Origin of the sequence: Pantoea sp. Cr_R13 (assembly GCF_029222565.1) — a bacterium.
Lineage (GTDB): Bacteria > Pseudomonadota > Gammaproteobacteria > Enterobacterales > Enterobacteriaceae > Pantoea > Pantoea eucalypti.
The window spans coordinates 258,822-278,058 of the sequence record NZ_JARHXL010000009.1; the positions used below are offsets into that span (position 1 = coordinate 258,822).

The following is a 19,237-nucleotide window of genomic DNA, read 5'->3' on the forward strand; positions in this document are numbered from 1 at the left end:
TTTACCGTTTGCTTCCCCTGGCGAATTCCACTTTCTGAGGTGACATATGAAAAACGTAAAAATGATTCTGGCCGCTGTAATTCTGGGCTCTGTTTCTGTATCCAGCTTTGCCGCAATGGAAACCACCATGCCACATGGTAAGACCCTTATCGGTAGCGTCTCTGACAGCAGCGGCTCAACTACGCTTTCTGAATTAAAAGACAATCTGGCAGCAAAAGCACAGGCAGCGGGAGCCAGCAGCTACCGTATCGTGGCGGCGGGAGGCAATAACGTTCTGTTTGGCACCGCTGATATTTACAAATAAACATGTTGATGCGCAGTAACGCAATGCAGAGGGTATAAACGCCGCGTTGCGCTTACTGCGCGAATCTTTTAATGCTATCCGCAATATGAGTTTTGAATCCCGCCCAGGTTATTTTTGGCCACCCTGTTTTTCATTTCTTCTCCACATTTAAACGCTGAAAGCCAGTCAGTGCGCTCACCAGACCGGCTTCGGTAACGGGTCACCTTCATTACCAGCAGTAATGTCCGCATTTAATTCCCTGCATTACTTTTTTCCTTACATTGCTCTCCGAAAAGGAACCTTTACCCTATAAGCTGGGGAAATAAACAATCAGTTAACATTTGGATTGCGTGTCGGGGAGAATAATCTTATTAATATTAAGGCTTTATGCACACTGCATTGCGTAGCACTTACAGAAACAAAATAAGGATATTTTATGACGACCAGACCTGCCGCTGAGGAATGTACGGAAACAGGATTATTCCGGACGCTGAAATCTTTTCCGGCGACAGTTCATGCACTACTCTTTTTTACGCTGGTTATACGCTTCAGCTATTTCATGGCATGGCCGTTTATCGCCGTCATCATGACGCAGAATTATCATATGTCGCCGATCGCCATTGGTGTGGCAATGACCAGCAGTGCACTGTTCTCGGTGGTGCTCGGCATGTACGGTGGGCAGATTTCAGACAGGCTGGGGCGACGCGTTATTCTGCTGCTGGGCTGCGGGTTTTCAGCGCTGGGGTATAGTCTTCTGGCGCAGGCCGCCGGGATGGGGCTGTTTATTATTGGCCTGATGATTATCGGCGTCTCCTTTGCGTGGGTTGATCCGCCGCTGCGCGCACTGATGAGTGATTTGCTGGTTGATCGTCGTCGCCGTGCGATTGCCCTGCAAATGCGCTATTACCTTATCAACGTCGCAGCGGTATTCGGCCCGCTGGTCGGAATTGCATTTGGCCTGACATCGCAAAAGGGCACCTTTTTGATAACCGGGCTTACCTATATTCCCTTTTTCGTTTTTGTGCTGCTGTTTATCCCCGCAGGAAAACTTGTGAAGGAGCAGGATGGAGACGGGGTAACGGTTAAACTGCATCAGGTTATCGGTATCATCGCGAGGGATAACATTTATATTGCGGGGCTGCTGTGCAGCATTTTATGCAGTGTTGTTTTTATCCATTACGAAGCCATTCTGCCGCAGTATCTTCTGTTACTGAATGGCGACGCCGCCATTCAGCTGATTACCCTGATACTGGTGACAAATGCCTGCACCGTTCTGGTCTTCCAGACGTTCATCATGCGGTTTCTGGCTACCGTTTCCCTGCCGAAGCGCATTCTTCTTGGTGGGTTTATTTTCGCGCTATCTCAGATCTGCTTTTTTATTACACGCTCAACGGAGATCTGGCTTTGGCTTACTGTGACCAGTGTCTTTAGTGTGGGCGAAGCGATTCTGATGCCAAATCTGAACATTTTACTTGATCAGCTGGCACCACCAGAGCATCGCGGTGCATATCTTGGCGCCTCAATGTTGTCGACGCTAGGAATCGCTGCCGGACCTTTGATCGGTGGGATAATGCTGGCGATGACCGGGGCGGGCGTCTTTATCTGTACTGCGTTGCTCAGCCTTTTACTCTGCGCAATCATCTACGCTTACAGAAACCGCATGCTCGCGCGCCTTAAGGATGCCTGATAGAAGGCGAGCAGGGCGTCAGGAATTCGTGGCTTTCAGAGGCGACCTCAAATTAATAGTCTGCCGTAAGAGAAGGATGGAAACAGGGAATCCTTACTGCGCTTTATATCCAGATTCACTCTTCAGCAGTGTCCCAGCCTGAGCGGTAACGCTGAGAATCAAGCCGCCTGGCCAATCATTAATCACTATTTGGGCGGGAGGTCAGGAGATAGCATTGTGAATGACATCTTTCGGGATGCACGCCTGAGGATCCTGGCTTCCGCGGTTTGGCCATAACCAGGCCGCCAGAAAAGTGCGAAATGGCAAAAATAATTAATGTTTCCTGATGACATGCCGATTAAGGAATTTGCCTTAATTGTTCAAACCTGCGATGGACAATGTGAGTTGTTAACGAATCTCTGACTTCACATGCACCATCGCGCAGGATTTCGTTTTATCGGGGCTTCTGCCCCACAGGTGAGTATAGAAGTGCAGCTGCCATTGAATGAGAAGAATGGCGCTGCTGTACAAGGATTACCTTCAAGGATATGGGATTAAAATGAAAAAAAGTACCGTTGTAGTGATGATGATGGCGACGCTTTCAGGCGGAGCCTGCGCAGATTCAGATCGGTTTTCACCGAATTTTTCTCCGGAAAGTTTTACTGTCTCGACGTCAGCCGGGATGCTGAGTGGCAAGTCTCATGAGTTGGTTTACGACACAGAAACAGGCCGCAAAGTCAGCAAACTGGACTGGAAAATAAAGAATGTGGCTATTCTGAAAGGCGAGCTATCCTGGGATGCATACTCATTTCTGACGCTGAATGCGCGAGGCTGGACCTCCCTGGCGTCCGGTTCCGGTCATATGGATGACTATGACTGGCTTGATGACAATCAGTCAGCCTGGACAGACCATTCATCTCATCCCCGCACGGATGTTAATTACGCCAACGAATACGATCTCAATGTTAAGGGGCTGGGTGTTACAAGGCGATAACTACAAGGCCGGGCTGACGGCTGGTTATCAGGAAACCCGCTTCAGCTGGACCGCCTTTGGTGGCTCATACAATTACGATAATGGCGCATCGACGGGTGATTTCCCGAGAGGTGAACGTGGCATTGGCTATAGCCAGCGTTTTTCAATGCCTTACGTTGGTCTTGCGGGACAGTATCGTATTAACGACTTCGAATTTAACGCATTATTTAAATTCAGTGACTGGGTCCGTGCACACGATAACGACGAGCACTACATGCGCGATCTCACCTTTCGCGAGAAAGCGACTAATTCCCGGTACTACGGCGCATCAGTCGACGCAGGATATTATGTGACACCTAATGCCAAAATTTTTGCCGAATTTACTTACAGCAAATATGAAGAAGGCAAAGGCAGCACAGAGATCATTGACCGATTCTCCGGTGATTCAGCATCCATTGGTGGAGATGCCGCGGGTATCTCGAATAAAAACTACACTATCACCGCGGGTCTGCAATACAGATTCTGATTCGGCTCTGCACGCCATAAAACGGTTAAAAAGCTCTTTCGGGCTTTTTAACCGTCCTGAAAATAAGGCCATCAGATAGAGAGTGCCTGCATGGTTTTTATAGCTAAAAATAGCTGACTATATAAAATTTAAACTCACTCATTCTGCTAATACGTTTAATTGCGCGATAAATAGAATTTTTTATAAATAGCTTTAATTTTTGTTCGCGGCAGGCGTCCAGAATCCGAACATCAGGAAGATAAAATAAATGCATGCCATCACGAAATTTAAGAGAATAGTATTAATATGCCCTGCTATTATCCTGGTGGGTTGTTCTACGCTTCTTCCCCTCGATTATAAAAATTACGAAGGTAAAGATGCAGCGACCGTAGTGGCCATAAATCCAAAAGGATTTGTGGGCACATTTTATCTTTCTGTCTATGAGAAGAAAGGCAGTTGTTATGACAGAACTGAGCGCTATCAACTGGAGTCAAATTTAATACCCTCCGCAGGTCACGTTATGACTGGTAAGGTAAAACCGGGCAGGCTCATGGCTCTTCAGCAGCTCAATACGATTAAAAGCGATTATGACGAAAAAGGAAAAAAAACTAAGCATCAGGAAACGTATTTACTCTCTCAATGGGTGCCATTTATCCCGCAGCCAGGAAAACACTACTTCGTTGACACTGAATATGGTATCCGGGAAATTTCGTCTGATTATGTCATCACGGTTAATTCAGATCGTGCCAAAATTGCTTCTGATTTTATAAAAAATCCTCAATATAACTGGGACGCCAGAAATCGTTGTCAACATCTTATCGGTGGAAGCTAATCAGAAAAAAAGTCTGTGATTCTTTCACGTCAACTAAATGATGAGCAATCAGCTCGTAATATTACTATCCAGATGGGCAGAGCATTTCTGCACTCTTAACAGATAATATGGATAACCTTGACAAGCCACTTGTGCATTTCGTCTTTCATACTGGCAATGACCCATTTTATCCCACCACAAATACGTTAAGCCACTAAGGGCCAGAAGAGGAGCCTGATGTGTGTGCCAGGCGTTCAGGCACCTCATTGCCTTACTGATCGGATAAAATGGACATTTTACACCAGACTCAACGTTGCAAACTCCGTCAGCGGATTCTGGCTTAAACAGGATTGTCGATTCAGGCAATTCCTGAGAGCTGAACTTTTTGGGAAAGTTAACAAGGCAGTTCCAGAAGTCTTCTGAACGACACATAGCAAAAATTTCGACTTTAAAGCTCTTAAAATCATAGATATGGAAACGTTATATTTTAACTTTTATAACGCTTTCGTCTTCTTTTCATCTCAGAAAACGCTGACTTTTACCCGGATCTTCCCCGAATCGCCAAAAAGCTGCTAAACCTAAAAGCAGAGATACGCGTGTAAAGATTAGGGTTATCACCATTTCCCCGATTTCACTCCCGTCATAAAAATACCAATAAAAACCATCTTTTAGCCCACAACAATGGGAAGCAGACAATGTCGGAACAAATATCGCTAACAATGCAGGTCAATGGCCAGTCGCAGCAGATGCAGGTCGATCCACGAGTCACACTGCTCGATGCACTGCGCGAGCATCTGAACCTGACCGGCACTAAAAAAGGGTGCGACCAGGGACAATGCGGTGCGTGTACGGTGCTGATTAATGGTCAGCGGGTGCTGAGTTGCCTGACGCTGGCGGTCCAGGCAAACGGCGCTGAAGTCACCAGCATTGAAGGCCTGGCCTCCACCGAAGGTGAATTGCATCCGGTTCAGCGCTGTTTTATGGAAAATGATGCCTTCCAGTGTGGCTACTGCACGCCGGGCCAGATTATGTCCGCTGTCGCCTGTATCAAAGAGGGCCATGCCGGTTCAGATGATGAGATCCGTGAATATATGAGCGGCAATCTCTGCCGTTGCGGGGCTTATCCGCACATCGTCGATGCGATTAAACAGGCCGCTGCTGAGATGGCGAAGGAGTCCGCATGAATGAATTCAGCTGGAAAGTCGCGCAGACGCCTCAGGGCGCCGCATCCCTTAAACAGCAGTCAGGCAGTCAGTTGCTGGCGGGCGGCACCACGCAGCTCGATCTGATGAAGTGTGGCGTCTTCACACCACCCCAGTTAATTGGTATCAGCGGATTAAGCGAGCTTAAAAATCTGCAGTTTGACGACGATAAAATTACAGCCGGTGCGCTGGTCACGATGAGTCAGTTGGCCGATCATCACGACTGCGAGCAGAATGCACCGGCAATCTACGGCAGCCTGTGGCAGGCTGCGTCTCCTCAGATTCGTAATATGGCCACGCTGGGCGGCAATTTACGCCAGCGTACTCGTTGCGCCTATTACCGCGATCCGGCGACCTTTACTGCCTGTAACAAACGCAATCCGGGTTCAGGCTGTGCCGCACTGGATGGCGTTAACAGCAATCATGCCATTCTGGGTGCCAGCGACAACTGCATTGCGGTTTATCCCGGCGATCTGGCGGTCGCACTGGTGGCATTTGACGCCATGGTAGTCCTGCAGAATCAGCAGGGCGAAACCCGCCGCGTCGCAATTGATGATTTCTTCCTGCTGCCAGGTAACACACCCGACCGTGAACACGATCTGCGTGATGACGAAATTATTGTGGCGATTGAAGTGCCGCAAACCGACTCTCTCCGGCACTCTCACTACCTTAAAGTCCGCGACCGCAGCTCCTATGAGTTTGCTGCAGCCAGTGCCGCCGCAGGCTTTACGCTGGATAACGGTGTGATGCGTCAGGTGCATATTGCCTTGGGCGGCGTGGCGACCAAACCCTGGCGCGTCAGGTCCGTGGAGCAGGCACTGGAAGGCCAGCCGTTTAATGAAGAGACAGTGTTCCGGGCCGCAGAACTGATTACCCAGGAAACGCAGGCGCTGGCTCATAACGCCTATAAAGTAAAACTGGCGCCGCGTGTCATTGCACGCGCGCTGATGGCAGCAGGAGAAATCGCATGAGTGACGTAAACGACCACGCGCCTCAGGATGCAGTGAAGGCGAACTCAGCTGCAGACAACCCGATTGAAGGGCTGGGCGCCGCTCGCACGCGGGGCGACGGCAAAGTGAAAGTCACTGGTGAAGCGCATTATGCGGTTGAACATCAGCCGGAAAATCCGCTCTATGGTGTAGTCATCCAGTCCACCGTCGCCAGCGGACGTATCAGCCGCATGTCAACCGACAAGGCGCAGCAGGCGTCGGGTGTGGTGGCGGTCTATACCCATCTGAACAGCCTGAAGATCAACAAACCTACTGCCATTGCAGATGGGGGCGCAGCGCAATCAACTTACACGCCGATTCAGGACGATGTGATTATTCACAACGGGCAGAATATCGGTCTGGTGGTGGCAGAGACCTTCGAGCAGGCGACCTATGCCGCCTCGCTGGTTGATATTGAGTATGAAACCTCGCCCGCGCTGATTTTTGCAACTGATGAGGGCGTTGAGCCTAAACCGGTCTCGAAGCAGGATATCAACATGGGCGATGCGCAGGCAGCGATGCAGCAGGCTGAGGTGCGTCTGAGTCAGCGCTACACCACGCCGCGCGAATACAACATGCCAATGGAACCGCACGCCTGTGTGGCGCAGTGGCAGGATGGACGGATTACTGTCTGGGAGCCAAGCCAGTGGGTCGCGGGTGCACAGGTGGAAATCGCCGAGTGGCTGGGCATTGAGGTTGAAGACGTGCGCATCATCTCGCCTTATGTCGGCGGCGGATTTGGTTCAAAGCCAGTGCCCTATACCCACGTCGCGCTGGCGAGTGTGGCGTCGCGGGCGCTTAACCGCCCGATCAAGGTGTCGCTGACCCGTCCGCAGACCTTTACGGGTCTCGGCGGACGTGCTGCTACCTCTCAGCAGCTGGAGCTGGGTGCCTCGCGAGACGGCAAAATCCAGGCGATTATCCAGCGCAGCTTCAGTGAAACGTCACTGATCGACGAATTTGCCGAGAATTGCAGCAAAGTCACCGCGCGTATGTATGCGGTGGAGAACGTCTCCACTCAGCATCAGATCCGGCCGATCAACACTGTTACACCGGGATGGATGCGCGCGCCAGGCGAAAACCCCAGCGCCTTTGGACTGGAAGTGGCGATGGATGAGATGGCTTATGCCCTGAACATCGATCCACTGGAACTGCGTCTGCGTAACTGGGCAGATAAAGATTATCAGCTCGATCTGCCGTGGAGTTCACGCCGACTGAAAGAAGCCTATCAGAAAGGGGCTGAAGCCTTTGGCTGGGACCAGCGGATTATGACGCCGCGTTCAATGCGTGAGGGGCGTGAGCTGATTGGCTGGGGTATGGCCTCCGGCACCTATCCGGTCAATAAGCTGCCCGCAGAAGCGAAAATCATCCTGACGCCGCAGGGCAAATTTGTGGTGCAGTGCGGCGGTGCGGATATCGGCACAGGAACCTATACCATTCTGGCGCAGACTGCTGCCGACATTCTGGGCGTGGCCTCCGGTACCATTGAGGTGCAGCTGGGAGATACCGAGTTGCCGCGCACAGGCGTAGCAGGCGGTTCGCAGCTGGCCGGCAACGTGACTGCCGCAGTGGACGACACCGCTAAACGCATGCGCGACCAGTTACTGAAGCTGGCCAGCGAGCTGGCTCAGTCGCCGCTGAAAGGGACACCGGCTTCTCAGCTCACCCTGAAAGGCGACGGCGTGCAGCATACTGAGCACAGCAATCTGGCCGTCTCATTCGCGCAGCTGGCAAGCCTGGCACCGTCGGAGAGTCTCACGGTGAAAGGCGGGACCTTCCCGGATGATATGCCAGAAAGTGAGCGCGATAAGATGGTCCGCAACCTCAATGATGGTACCCGTCCTGAAAAATTCTCTGCTCACAGCTGGAGCGCGCATTTTGTTGAAGTGCGGGTTGATGAAGACTTTGGCACGATTCGGGTAAAACGGATGGTCGCGGCACTCGACAGCGGCCGTCTCTATAACCCTAAACTGGCGCGCAGTCAGTGGATTGGCGGCATGATCATGGGTGTCGGCCAGGCGCTCATGGAAGAGGGCATCATCGATCCGCGTAATGGCCGGGTAATCAATAACAACCTGGCGGATTATCTGGTGCCGGTTAACGGCGACATTCCTGATATTACCACCATCAACGTGGGCGAGCCCGATTTCGAGGCGACGACGATGGGCGGTAAACCAGTGGGTGAACTGGGTATCGTCGGCGTGGCAGCAGCGATCAGTAATGCGGTGTTCCATGCCACTGGCAAGCGCGTTCGCGACCTGCCGATTACGCTCGACAAAATTATCTGAGTCTGTTCCTGACCGGCTGACAGCCGGTCGAATTGTCGTTTACGGGCGTGGGCTGGAGCCTGCGCCCGTTTTGCAGGCTGAGCGGAGCAAGAGAGTGAAGATAGCGCTGGTCGTACTGGCCGCCGGGCTGAGTCGCCGTTTTCGCCAGCAGGCAGGCGAGCATAAGCTTCTGGCTGATCTTGAAGGCAAACCGGTGTTGCAACATACACTGGAGCAGGCCGCTGCCAGCGGGCTTGACCTGTTCGTGGTCACGCGTCCCGACGCATCGGCAATTCACACGCTCTGCACGCAGGCAACTTTAGTGCCGTGTAACAGCGGCGGACTGGGCGAATCGATCGCAGCCGGTGTTCACGCCAGCCGCGATTACGACGGCTGGCTGATTGCGCTGGGTGATATGCCGTTTGTCACGGCGGAAAGCTATCGCGCCGTCAGCGCCGCGCTGGCGTATGCACCGATCGTCAGGCCGTGGATTGACGGCAGCCCAGGCCATCCGGTCGGTTTTCAGCAGCAATGCTATCCCATGCTGAGCGTGTTGCAGGGCGATGCCGGTCCGCAGGCGATGGTGAAGTCACAGGCGGTCAGGCTGCCACTTCAGGATCGCGGTTGCCTGTGTGATATCGATCTCCCCGCTGATCTGCAGTTAATAAAGGAATTTTCATGATAACGCTGGATCAACGCGTGATTAATGCGGCATTGAATAGTTGCCAGGCAGGTCAGAATGTCTGGCTCTGTACGGTGCTGCGCACCTATGGCTCTTCGCCGCGCGCGCCGGGCACGCTGATGACAGTCGATGAAACAGGCGCTTACTGCGGCTCACTGTCGGGCGGCTGCATTGAAGAGGATTTTCTGGCGCAACTGGCGGCGGGTGCTTATCGAGCCAGTAGTCAGCGTGTGCGCTATGGTGAGGGCGGAATTCGGCCTGACGTTGATTTGCCGTGCGGCGGTAGTCTGGAGATCGCCATTGAATATTTGCCGCCTGATGACGCTACGCTGGCCCTGCTGACGGCAATGCAACGCGCGTTGAGCGGGCAACAGCCGATAGTGAAAATGATACGGCCTGGTGAACGCGCACAATGGGAAGTCATCGCCAGCGATCGTGTGCTGCCTGCGCTGGATGCCAACGAGGCGCAGATGTTGCTGCCTGTTGGCGCGATACCGGAATTGCTGATCGCGGGCTACTCCACCGTGGCCTATGAATGCATCCGGCTTGGGCAGATCCTGGGTTTTCATGTGCGAGTCTGTGAGCACCGCCCGGAGATGCTCTCAGAGCTGGAGAGCCACTTCAGCGGCGCGGACAACGTGACGCTGGTGTCACAGCATCCGGCGCGCTGGCTGGAGCTGAACGGGGCGCACGCTGCGGTAGCAATTGTGGCACTGACCCACGATCCGCGCATTGATGACCTGACGATGATGGAAGCGATTGCCACACCCGCGTTCTATATCGGTATCATGGGCTCGGTGAAAAACAGCGAGAAGCGGCGCGAGCGACTGCAGCAGATAGGCGGTCTGGATCGGACTGAACTGGACCGCATCCATGCGCCCATCGGCCTCCCCATCGGCAGCAAGACACCGGCAGAAATTGCGTTGTCGGTGATGGCCGATATTGTTCGCGTAAAGAATCGCGGACTGTCAGCGGCCTGATTCGGTCTTCGCCTCGGGTGCCAGCCGGTAGAGGTAGCTGCCTGAATAGGGAATTGGCAGGAAATCGCGGAACAGCTGCCGTAATGTCTGTTCAGGATCGATGTCATGAAACAGCTGCGGATAGAGCGTGGTCGCAAAGAATTCGGTTGCTACTACGTGCCAGGGACTGAGGTAAAAGTTGTGCCAGATAGCACCGGCATGACCGTCGCGCAGTGCGGTGAGCTGCTTCAGGGCATTCTGCTTACCTGTCAGCGCCAGCAGGCTCTGACGGGTCTGCGCTGTGGTGACAGCGGGGCCAAGTTTTAACGCACCCACTTCATCTGCGCTGCCAGTGCCGGTAGCAAAGTAGTAATCCGGCTGAGCAGCGATCACACTTTCCTCACTCAGCCGCCCGAAAACGCCTTTAATCTGCTCACTGGCAATATTTTTGCCACCCGCAAACGTCAGAAGCTCACCCAGATTGCCGTTTACCGAGGTGACACAACATTCACTGCGCCGTCCCAGATGCAACTGCAACAGCACGGATGGCTTCGGGCCGTGATAACCCGCCAGACGGCTTTCAATGCGCTGCATGTGGCTGCGGTAGAAGCGATTGAAGTCAGCCGCACGCTGGGGTTGATTCAGTATGTCTCCCAGCAGGATGATGCTGCGCTCGGTGTTTTTCAGTAGCTCAACCCGCAGATCGATCTTCACCACCGGGATCTTCGCCGCAGCGAGCATTTTCTCCAGTACCAGGCCGCTTTCACTGCCGCGTGCCAGCTGTGGCAGGATCACCACGTCAGGCTTGAGCGCGATCACCTGTTCGGGATTCATGTCATTCACGCCATCCAGGCCCAGTACCGGAATAGCGTCCATCTGCGGAAACTGGCGGGCAAAAATCTGCCAGGTCTGAGGATCATACTTTTTCAGATCCTGCGGCCAGCCAGCGATATGCTGCAGAGGATTGCCGGGTGTCAGCAGCGCAACGCTGTAGAGCATCCGGCTTTCACCCAGCACAATACGCTGCGGATGGTCAGGAATGGTGACCTGGCGACCGGTAATATCGGTCAGCGTGCGGGCGTGTGCGCCCGCGCTGACCAGCATCACGCCGAGCATCAGCAATGCAGAACGAAGTGATTTAAAATTCAACACGGGCCTGTACCATCAGATTGCGGGTTTCGCCTTCGCGGACGCGCAGATTGCCGCCGCTTGACGTGTAGTAGTGCTGGTTAAACAGGTTATTGATGTTCAGACGCAGCTCCGTTTTTTCGCCGAACAGGCGGTTTTCCCATGCGACGAAGCTGTCAGCCACTACGTAGTCGGGCAGGGTGAAGCTGTTGTCGGGATCGCCTGCACGACTGCCGACATATCGCGCACCGCCGCCGAGCCGCAGCGAGCCGGGCAGGCCGCTGACCTGCATTTCATGACTCAGGTAAAGCGCACCGGCATGACGCGGGGCATTTTGCAGACGGTTACCGTTGTTATCCGGATTAACCCGGTCACTGATAATTTCTGCCTGATCGTAGCTGTAGTTCGCACTCAAATCCCAGCCAGGCGCAATTTCGCCATTCAGCTCAAACTCAGCACCGGTCGAACGGGCTTTATCAATGGCTCGCGTGCTGCCATTAATATTCAGCGACATCGACCTTTCATCGATACGGTAGAGCGCCACGGTGGCGAGGAGTTTCGGCGACAGCTGCCATTTGCTGCCCACTTCCCAGCTGGTTCCCTGCTCAGGTTTGCCGACGTTACCCTCATCATCCACATCCGTTGAAGGCGTGAAAGATTTGCTGACGCTGGTGTAGAAAGAGAGGTCAGGCGTAAGTTTGTAGATGACTCCCGCCTGCGGCAGAAACTTATTGCCCTCATCGTTCAGGGTTTCAATCTGCGGATTGAAGCCACGAGAGGCACGCTGCTCATAATGCTGATAACGACCACCCAGTACCACAATCCAGTCCTGTGTCAGTGAAATGCTGTCTTTAGCGTAGAGCGACCGGCTATGGATACGGTTCAGGTTATTAGCCGCAGCGGTGTTCTCTGTGCTGGCGTCTGTGACCGGCGACAGCATGTCATAGTCGGGATTGAAGTAGTTGAACTGGCGATTGACCTTGCCCTGATACTGATGAGCACGATAAGTCTGGTTCATCTCATAGTCGGTGCCCGCCACCAGCGCGTGCTGCATCCCCAGGATTTCCGGGTTGCCCATCAGATCCCAGCTTACATATTTGGTTTTGTGGTTAAACCCGCGATTAGCATCGGCCCGACGTGTCACCACGCCGCTGGTGGCATTCACCGCCGTTACGCGCACTTCATTATTATCATATTGCCGCTGGTTCCAGCCAAGCGTTAACCGGGTGCGCCACTCATCATTAAACTGCCAGTCATAATGGGCATTCAGGGTTCTGTTATGGCCCCAGGCATGGTTAGCTTTATCATCCAGACGATCTTTATAGCCAATATCAATCGGCTTGCCGTCGATAAACGCGGTGCCGCGATCGTAAGGAATGTCATAGCGATAGTCTGCATAGCTGATCAGAAAGCTGGCCTGCTCGCCGAACCACTGCAGCGATGGCGCAAGTAGTGTGTGCTCTTCACTGCCAAAGTTGCGCCAGTAGTCCTGATTCTGCTTTTCGGCGATTAGCCGGAAGGCAAAACCGTTGCCCAGCGGGCCGGTGACATCCACCGTGCCAGCACCGCCACCCTCACTGGCATACCGTCCGGTGACGCTGGAGTGCCAGTTATACTGCGGCTTTTTACTGACCACATTGATAACGCCGCCTGGATTCTGAATGCCATACAGCAGCGAAGAGGAACCTTTCAGCACCTCAACCCTTTCAGTCGTCGCATCAAAATTGAGACCCTGGCTGCTGCGGATGCCATCCCGGTAAACCGACCCATCGGCGTTGCTGCCAAAACCGCGCCGTACAAAGCCATCTTCGGTGCCTGCCAGCGTGTTCGCCTCTGAGACGCCACTGACAAAGCGCATCGCATCCGCCAGTGAGCTGGCCTGGAAATCTTCCAGTTGCTGCTGCGTGACCACGCTGACTGACTGCGCCTCATCGAGTCGCGCGGTGGGCATTTTGCTGGCAACGCTAGTCTCACTGGCGCTGTAATTTCCCTCTGGACTGGCATCCGCAGTCACGGTCATATCCGGTGTGCTGTCGGTTGCTGCACTGACCTGTGGCAGCATCATGCTGCCGAAAATCGCCATGACCAGAGCAGGGTGTCGGGCCGGATATCGTGTGTCTTTGTTTTTCATTTTTCTTTTCGTGTCTGTTACTGGCAGTTTCTGAAGCTAATACGTCCTGATGGCTGTCGGTCATGCAGGGCTTCCCTGGAGGTGGTCTGCAATATGCAGCGCTTTAAGCAGAGGAGAAGCGCATCACCATTGCAACATCATGACGTTGCCCGGACGACAATACTTCTCATCTGTAATTGAGAATCATTCAAACATCAGGTAATGTAGTAGTAAACAAAATTTGAAGAGTTTTTACTACATTTTTATCGCGTCACTTTTTATAAAAAAACAGTTCAGGTATGATTTTATATTATTGATAGTAATGATTGTTTATTCGTTATGGGTTGTGGGGCTAGCGTTTAATCCTGGCTTTTTCAGGTGAAATGTAAAGCGTCATGAGGCTTTCACTACATTTTTGAGGCCTGAAATTGTCACCTGGGATCAGACCGGGAGTGAGCATTTCATCTTTGTAAGGTCAGCAGCAGGAGCAGCATGAAACAGAACAGACTCGTTAAAAACAGAGTGGATGTGGTCGCTGAACGCCTTCGTGCCCGCGAAAAACAGCTCTCTCCCCGTCTGCTGGCCGTGGCGCGCTACATCGATCAACAGCGGGAAACGGTACTCGAGAGCACTGCGCTGGAGATCGCCGTAGCGAATCACACCTCTGATGCCACTGTGATCCGCGCTATTCAGGCTCTGGGTTTTAGCGGCCTGCGCGACCTCAAACAGACGCTTAAGGCCTGGTTTGGTCCCTCGCTGACCTCAGAAGATAAGATGATCACCACCGTCAGTGAGGTGACCAGCGACGTGAACAGCGCCATCGACTTTGTGCTGGATGGCCATCGTTATGCCTGTGAGGTGCTGTCGCAACCGCATAATCGGGTGGCGGTAGCGGATGCCGTCGCGCTGCTGGGGGAAGCGCGGGAAGTCGCTATCTTTGGCATTAATGCCTCGGGAATTCTTGCGGACTACAGCGTGCGACTGCTAAACCGTATTGGTCTCCCCGCCTTCTCCCTGAATCGCGCCGGTATTGCACTGGCAGAACAAATGCTGGCGCTTCAGCGCGGCGATGTGCTGGTGATGATGGCCCAGCAGTCTGCACACCGCGAAGGCACGGCCGTGGTGCGAGAAGCAAAGCGGCTGGATATCCCTGTTATTCTGCTGACTAATGCCACCGACTCCTTTTTTGCGAGAGAAGCGGATGTGGTGATCAATGTGCCCCGCGGCGGTGAGAAGGGACGCATTCCCCTGCACGGCACGATTATGGTTTGCCTGGAGATGCTAATCCTGTCGGTGGCTTCCACGCTGCCACAGCGCACGGTGAAAACGATGAAGCGTTTACAGGATCTCAATCGCGGGTTGAAACACGTCAGCAAAAAGTAGTCATCATTACTGAGCCGAAGCGGTATGCCATTCAGGTTAACCGGATTTCACGGCTCATCTTTAAGCCAAATTTTTCGGCTTTGCGACCGCGATCGCGTCTTTTCTGCCGCCCATTTTCTGAGACGACTACGCTTACAGCTTGCTGCGCCAGTGGGTGCGGTTACGACGCTTTTTTCTCAAAATTTTGATTTGTGCGGAGCTGCTGATGAAACCCCTTCACGCGCAATACCTTTTATGCTGTGCGACCCTGAGCCTGTTGTCCCCGTTACCTGCTGCGGCATGGAGCAATCTCACCGTGTTTGGCGATAGCCTGAGTGATGGCGGCAACGTAGGCCGCTTTACCTACGATGGCGCTACTCATCCGCTTTATGACGAGATTCTGGCGCAGTCGCTGGGCGATACCCTGCGCCCTTCATCCCAGGGTGGTAATAACTATGCCGAAGGTGGCGCGGTTGCAGTGCCAGCGATCAATCCGCTGTTTAATACTCAGGATCAACTTGATAGCTATCTTGCGGCGCGTGGGGGTCGGGCTGACCCGAACGGTCTCTACATTCACTGGATTGGCGGTAATGATCTGGCGGCGGCAGCCCTTGCGCCTCTCGCTGCACAGCAAATCGTGGATAACAGTGCCAGTGCAGCGGCCTTACAGGTCAGCCGGTTGCTGAATGCCGGGGCCGGAACGGTGATTGTGCCGACGGTGCCGAATGTGGGAGCAACGCCTGCTTTGTTGCAGGCGATATTGCAGGTACTTGGCCCGGCTGCGCAACCCGCTACAGCGGCGCTGTTTCAGTCGCTGAGCACCTCCACAACGACTGACCGGGCCGCAAGAGAGCAGGCGATTGAAACCGCGCTAAACGAGGCGGCGGGACAGGTCTCTTCGATTCCGCTTATCCGCGATGCTCTTGCGCAACAGCTGATTGCTGCCTGGCAGTTACTGAGTCAGGAGGCTGCGACACTGACCGATCGTTACAATCAGGCTGAAGAGCAGGGACTGGTGGCAGCACGCGGGAACATCGCGCGGGTGGATATCAATGGCCTGTTTAATGAGGTGATTGATAATCCGCGTCTGTATGGACTCAGCAATACGGCGGGCATGGCTTGCCCGCCAGGTGTCTCATCAATGGACTGCACCTCCTCGACGCCTGGATTTTCTCAGTCACAGCAATATCTGTTCGCCGACCGGCTGCATCCCAGCCCGGCAGTGCATGCGCTGATCGCCGATTATATTGAGTCGGTGCTGAATGCGCCGCTGCAGGTGGCGGCGCTAGCTCAGGCACCGTCGATGCTGGTGGGCGATGCGCATAACACGCTCGACGGTCATCTGCAGCAGCAGCGTCAGCAGCCCGCCAGCGCTGGCGAGTTTACTGTGTTCGGCGGTTATGCCGGGCAACAGCGAGATTTTCGCGGTGACAGCCTGCTTGATGGCGATGCCACCAGCGCCACTGGCACCGTAGGTGTGGGCTATCAGCTGACCGATCGCTGGCAGGCCGGCGCGATGCTCTCCACCACCTCGCAACGCCAGGATCCCTCTTCGCGCTTTGATTACCGTTTACGCGGCAATCTGGTGGCGCTCTGGAGTCAGTTCAATTATCTCGATGGCGGATGGATTAATGCGGATGCCCATTATGCCGATCTCAACTTTGATGATATTGAGCGTCAGATCAGGCTGGGACCCGCGACACGTACTGAAAAGGGCAGCAGTGATGGCAAAGTACTGGGAATGCGGGTACAGACCGGCTGGGATTTGCCGCTGGGTCGCTATGTCTCCACCGGCCCGATGGCCAGCTATGCGCTGGATTACACCCAGGTCGATGGTTATAAAGAAGAGGGGAACAGCAGTACTTCAATGCGCTTTGGCGACCAGACACTGCATTCTCAAATCGGCTCTGTCGGCTGGCGTATCGACAGTAAGGATTTGTTAATTAATCCCTGGGCGCAGGTCAGCTATAACCACCAGTTTGGTGATACTGACTCTGCCGTCACCGCCGGACTGAAATCGACACGCACCGCCTTTACCCGCAGCAGCGGCTCGCGTGACGATAACTGGATCGATATGGCGGTCGGGGCGAGTGTGCCGATTGGCGCATCGGTCAATGCCTTTGCGGGCGTCTCAGCAGTGGCAGGCAACAGCGACACGCATCAGGTGACATGGAACGTCGGACTTAACGCCCGCTTTTAATCGTGTGCTGTGGGAAGGCATAGACAAAGAGATACCGCCCACCGCTATCGGAATGTTAGCGGTGGGTGATAGTGCAAAAAAATGCCAGGCGCCCGCTTTTCATGGCGCGATCTGGCGTCTCCTTTTTCTGATCGCCACTTTTTACGCTTCGATGAGTGCAGCCTGTGCCTCCAGTTCGCGGACCCGTGGTATCACTTCGCGGCCAAAGTACTCAACTTCTTCATGAAAGTGCAGAAATGCAAGCAGCAGCAGATCGACACCTGCCTGTTTGAGCTCAATAATCCGTTCAGCTATCTGCTGTGGAGTACCAATCAGATTGGTTTTGAAGCCGTCGTTGTACTGCACCAGATCCTCAAACGACGATTTCGCCCAATTCCCCTCGCCTTCGGGTGAGGCACTGCCCGCATTTTTAACCTCATACTGAAAGCCTTTCACTGCCTCCGGGTTGGCCTTGCTGATAATTTCCTGTAACACCGCCTGCGCCTGCTGTTCGTTTTCCCGTGCTATGACAAAACCATTTAAACCGATTCTGACCTGATGCTGATTGCGTCCGGCTTTTTCACGGATATCCGCAACCTGCAGACGGACACCGTCTGGCGTATCACCATTAGTGAAATACCAGTCTGACACCCGGGCAGCCATGTCGCGTGCCGCCCGCGAACTGCCGCCCTGGAAAATTTCCGGCAGCGGTGACAGGGGTTTGGGCTTCATGGCGTAGTCACGGAAGCGATAAAAATCGCCGGCAAAGCTAAAGCTCTCTTCGCGCCAGATGCCGCGCAGGCAACGAATAAACTCTTCTGAGCGCAGATAGCGCTCTTCGTGATCGAGCCAGGGTTCGCCAATCGCCTTGAATTCTCCCCGGAACCAGCCGCTGACAATGTTAACGGCAACACGTGGCCCATAAAGATGACTGATGGTGGCAATTTGCTTCGCCGCTAATACGGGATTCCACGGGCCGGGCAGCAGGGCAGCAATCACTTTTAGTGTCGAGGTGTGGCTGAGTAAATCCTGTGAGAAGGTTACCGATTCATGCTGATTATCCGCACCATATCCGGCGGTAAAACGGATTTGCGTCAGCGCATAATCAAAACCTGCCCGTTCTGCAATCTGCGCCAGTTTACGGTTATATTCGGCATCCCAGCGGGTACGCTGTTCTATCTGACTGATTACCAGTCCGCCCGAGACATTAGGCACCCAGTAGGCGAACTGTAAAGGTTGGGTCAACATGATGTTCTCCTGATATATAGCAAGATTGATGAAATTTTTAATATTTCCAAACTTTAAGATATAAAGGAAAAGACAAAGCAGTAACTGTGCCAGATTGCAATACCTTGTTTTAATTGGATAAAAATCTAATTCTCTATAACGTAACTGTTGTAAATGCAGCAATATGCAGGCAGTCAGGTTGCCAATGCAGCAGCGCATTATTACTCCAGGCAACTGTAGAAAGGCCGTCGCTGTCTCAACCTGAGAGGGATTGGAGATCCCCGCATCGGGGTGTGCTAACGTAACGGCTCTGTTCAGGAGCCGGAGGGCATCATGATTGTCAGACAGGCATCGCCCGAAGAGGCGCACACGTTATGGAACATCCGCAATCTGGCCATTCGTCACGGCTGCCAGCACGTTTATCCTCCCGATGTGCTTGCCGCCTGGACGCCGGAGCGCATGCCCGCCAGCTTTCCTGCGATGATTCGCGTGAATCCTTTCTTCGTGATTGATGGTCCGGACGGCGTGCCGGTGGCGACAGGATCGCTGGATCTCGCTGCCGCCAGCGTCGAAGCCATTTTTACGCTGCCAGGCTTCGTCGGACAGGGAATGGCGGGCCGGATCATTGACACTATCAAAGCGGAGGCGCTGCAGCGTGGATATCGCCGCTTAACGCTTGAGTCGACGCCAAACGCCGTGAGCTTTTATGAGCAGCATGGTTTCCGGCCGCTGGGGGAAAGTCTTTATCCGTCAAAGCTGGCGGGCTGCGCGTTGCGTTGTATGGAGATGTCGATTGACCTTTAAATGCGGACCACGGCCAGGCGGGCGAAAAGCGGCAAAAGTTTCCCGTACAAAGGCTTCGCAAGCCCCCGCCGGTAAGGTATAGTCCGCGTT

At 53.7% G+C, this 19,237-nt stretch carries 14 protein-coding genes and 1 pseudogene; 12 read left to right on the plus strand and 3 right to left on the minus strand.

Going from position 1 to position 19,237, the window contains the following annotated elements:
* Positions 1–46 precede the first annotated feature (46 nt).
* From P2R09_RS05220 to P2R09_RS05260, 9 genes and pseudogenes are all read left to right on the plus strand, one after another.
* Positions 47–304, plus strand: a complete 258-nt coding sequence (locus P2R09_RS05220; protein WP_275767739.1) for a YdgH/BhsA/McbA-like domain containing protein — start codon at positions 47–49, stop codon at positions 302–304.
* Between the two features lie 415 nt (positions 305–719).
* Positions 720–1,970: an MFS transporter gene (locus P2R09_RS05225; protein WP_275767741.1), complete on the plus strand. Its 1,251-nt coding sequence runs from the start codon at positions 720–722 to the stop codon at positions 1,968–1,970.
* Between the two features lie 538 nt (positions 1,971–2,508).
* A pseudogene (locus P2R09_RS05230) lies at positions 2,509–3,448 on the plus strand (omptin family outer membrane protease).
* A gap of 247 nt (positions 3,449–3,695) precedes the next feature.
* The gene (locus P2R09_RS05235; RefSeq protein WP_275767743.1) at positions 3,696–4,259 is read left to right on the plus strand and encodes a hypothetical protein; all 564 of its coding nucleotides are present in this window, start codon (positions 3,696–3,698) and stop codon (positions 4,257–4,259) included.
* A 674-nt stretch (positions 4,260–4,933) separates the two neighbouring features.
* The gene (locus tag P2R09_RS05240) at positions 4,934–5,422 is read left to right on the plus strand and encodes a (2Fe-2S)-binding protein (protein ID WP_008924558.1); all 489 of its coding nucleotides are present in this window, start codon (positions 4,934–4,936) and stop codon (positions 5,420–5,422) included.
* Complete coding sequence (locus tag P2R09_RS05245; RefSeq protein ID WP_275767746.1) at positions 5,419–6,411, plus strand: xanthine dehydrogenase family protein subunit M; 993 nt, start codon at positions 5,419–5,421, stop codon at positions 6,409–6,411. Before P2R09_RS05240 ends, P2R09_RS05245 begins: the two co-directional genes overlap by 4 nt.
* On the plus strand, positions 6,408–8,717 hold the full coding sequence (locus P2R09_RS05250) for a xanthine dehydrogenase family protein molybdopterin-binding subunit (protein WP_275767748.1): 2,310 nt from the start codon (positions 6,408–6,410) through the stop codon (positions 8,715–8,717). The genes P2R09_RS05245 and P2R09_RS05250 overlap by 4 nt, the downstream gene beginning before the upstream one ends.
* Positions 8,718–8,811: 94 nt before the next feature.
* Entirely contained in the window at positions 8,812–9,378 is a 567-nt protein-coding gene (locus tag P2R09_RS05255) for a nucleotidyltransferase family protein (RefSeq protein ID WP_275767750.1), read from the plus strand.
* Positions 9,375–10,358: an XdhC family protein gene (locus P2R09_RS05260; RefSeq protein WP_275767752.1), complete on the plus strand. Its 984-nt coding sequence runs from the start codon at positions 9,375–9,377 to the stop codon at positions 10,356–10,358. The genes P2R09_RS05255 and P2R09_RS05260 overlap by 4 nt, the downstream gene beginning before the upstream one ends.
* Here the strand turns inward: P2R09_RS05260 and P2R09_RS05265 are convergent.
* Both P2R09_RS05265 and P2R09_RS05270 read right to left on the minus strand, forming a co-directional pair.
* On the minus strand, positions 10,347–11,441 hold the full coding sequence (locus P2R09_RS05265) for an ABC transporter substrate-binding protein (RefSeq protein WP_275768112.1): 1,095 nt from the start codon (positions 11,439–11,441) through the stop codon (positions 10,347–10,349). The two genes, P2R09_RS05260 and P2R09_RS05265, sit on opposite strands and share 12 nt — an antisense overlap.
* Before the next feature lie 34 nt (positions 11,442–11,475).
* Positions 11,476–13,596 carry a TonB-dependent siderophore receptor gene (locus P2R09_RS05270; protein ID WP_275767754.1) on the minus strand — a complete coding sequence of 707 codons (2,121 nt, stop codon included), beginning with the start codon at positions 13,594–13,596 and terminating at the stop codon, positions 11,476–11,478.
* 471 nt (positions 13,597–14,067) lie between these two features.
* On the opposite strand from P2R09_RS05270, the gene P2R09_RS05275 reads away from it, so the two are divergent.
* Together P2R09_RS05275 and P2R09_RS05280 are read left to right on the plus strand one after the other, a co-directional pair.
* Complete coding sequence (locus P2R09_RS05275; RefSeq protein ID WP_275767756.1) at positions 14,068–14,958, plus strand: MurR/RpiR family transcriptional regulator; 891 nt, start codon at positions 14,068–14,070, stop codon at positions 14,956–14,958.
* A 205-nt stretch (positions 14,959–15,163) separates the two neighbouring features.
* A complete protein-coding gene (locus tag P2R09_RS05280) occupies positions 15,164–17,137 on the plus strand; it encodes an autotransporter domain-containing protein (RefSeq protein WP_275767758.1) in 1,974 nt (657 codons plus the stop codon).
* Between the two features lie 141 nt (positions 17,138–17,278).
* On the opposite strand, the gene sfnG is transcribed toward P2R09_RS05280, so the two are convergent.
* Positions 17,279–18,364: a dimethylsulfone monooxygenase SfnG gene (gene sfnG, locus P2R09_RS05285; RefSeq protein WP_275767760.1), complete on the minus strand. Its 1,086-nt coding sequence runs from the start codon at positions 18,362–18,364 to the stop codon at positions 17,279–17,281.
* 312 nt (positions 18,365–18,676) lie between these two features.
* On the opposite strand from sfnG, the gene P2R09_RS05290 reads away from it, so the two are divergent.
* Positions 18,677–19,147, plus strand: a complete 471-nt coding sequence (locus P2R09_RS05290) for a GNAT family N-acetyltransferase (protein ID WP_275767762.1) — start codon at positions 18,677–18,679, stop codon at positions 19,145–19,147.
* The last annotated feature ends 90 nt before the right edge of the window (positions 19,148–19,237 follow it).

Coding starts and splice junctions, on each gene's coding strand:
- P2R09_RS05260 (WP_275767752.1), top strand. CDS start 9,375: ATGATAACGCTGGATCAACGCGTGATTAATGCGGCATTGAATAGTTGC.
- P2R09_RS05250 (WP_275767748.1), top strand. CDS start 6,408: ATGAGTGACGTAAACGACCACGCGCCTCAGGATGCAGTGAAGGCGAAC.
- P2R09_RS05240 (WP_008924558.1), top strand. CDS start 4,934: ATGTCGGAACAAATATCGCTAACAATGCAGGTCAATGGCCAGTCGCAG.
- P2R09_RS05225 (WP_275767741.1), top strand. CDS start 720: ATGACGACCAGACCTGCCGCTGAGGAATGTACGGAAACAGGATTATTC.
- P2R09_RS05270 (WP_275767754.1), bottom strand. CDS start 13,596: ATGAAAAACAAAGACACACGATATCCGGCCCGACACCCTGCTCTGGTC.
- P2R09_RS05275 (WP_275767756.1), top strand. CDS start 14,068: ATGAAACAGAACAGACTCGTTAAAAACAGAGTGGATGTGGTCGCTGAA.
- P2R09_RS05235 (WP_275767743.1), top strand. CDS start 3,696: ATGCATGCCATCACGAAATTTAAGAGAATAGTATTAATATGCCCTGCT.
- P2R09_RS05220 (WP_275767739.1), top strand. CDS start 47: ATGAAAAACGTAAAAATGATTCTGGCCGCTGTAATTCTGGGCTCTGTT.
- P2R09_RS05290 (WP_275767762.1), top strand. CDS start 18,677: ATGATTGTCAGACAGGCATCGCCCGAAGAGGCGCACACGTTATGGAAC.
- P2R09_RS05265 (WP_275768112.1), bottom strand. CDS start 11,441: ATGCTGGTCAGCGCGGGCGCACACGCCCGCACGCTGACCGATATTACC.
- P2R09_RS05245 (WP_275767746.1), top strand. CDS start 5,419: ATGAATGAATTCAGCTGGAAAGTCGCGCAGACGCCTCAGGGCGCCGCA.
- sfnG (WP_275767760.1), bottom strand. CDS start 18,364: ATGTTGACCCAACCTTTACAGTTCGCCTACTGGGTGCCTAATGTCTCG.
- P2R09_RS05280 (WP_275767758.1), top strand. CDS start 15,164: ATGAAACCCCTTCACGCGCAATACCTTTTATGCTGTGCGACCCTGAGC.